At 65.9% G+C, this 690-nt stretch carries 1 protein-coding gene; it reads left to right on the top strand.

The features are described from left to right. Positions 1–101 precede the first annotated feature (101 nt). Positions 102–690 (top strand): hypothetical protein (locus H663_RS41940; RefSeq protein ID WP_205872788.1); only part of this gene is annotated, 589 nt, incomplete at its 3' end.

Below are 690 nucleotides of genomic sequence, written 5' to 3'. Positions count from 1 at the left end.
CGAGCTTTGCCGCAGCAGCCGCAATTGCCGCGACTGCTGCCACAACGGCTGCCGCGTCGGCAACAGCGGCCAAGACAGCCTTGGACAGCGCAGTTGCAGCGATGAGTGATCCGGCAACCCCAGCTGAACTGGCAGCCGTCGAAGCCAAGCAGGCCGCAGCGCAAGCTGCAGCAACCGACGCCGCAGCCAAAGCTGCGGCAGCAACAGCAGCAGCAACAGCAGCTCAAACTGCAGCCATAGCGGCTGGTGAGACAGCTCCATCCAGCGTTGCAACAGCCAACTCTGCTGGCGCCGCTGCAAGCGCAGCGGGCAGCGACGCCACCGCATCGGCCACGGCCAGCGAAACAGCAACCGACGCCAAAGTGGCCAGTCTGGCCACCGCCGCTGCCAGTGCCGCGACTGCCGCCACAACGGCTGCCGCAGCAGCGACTGCAGCAAAGACAGCGTTGGACAACGCCGTCGCTGGACTCAGTGATCCGGCAACCCCAGCTGAACTGGCAGCCGTCGAAGCCAAGCAGGCCGCAGCGCAAGCTGCAGCAACCGACGCCGCAGCCAAAGCTGCGGCAGCAACAGCAGCAGCAACAGCAGCTCAAACTGCAGCCATAGCGGCTGGTGAGACAGCTCCATTCAGCGTTGCAACAGCCAACTCTGCTGGCGCCGCTGCAAGCGCAGCGGGCAGCGACGCCACCG

Source organism: Limnohabitans planktonicus II-D5 (assembly GCF_001270065.2).
GTDB classification, from domain to species: domain Bacteria; phylum Pseudomonadota; class Gammaproteobacteria; order Burkholderiales; family Burkholderiaceae_C; genus Limnohabitans_A; species Limnohabitans_A planktonicus.
Note: the sequence above shows the minus strand (reverse complement) of the source record. Positions and strands in the feature narration are given on the sequence as shown.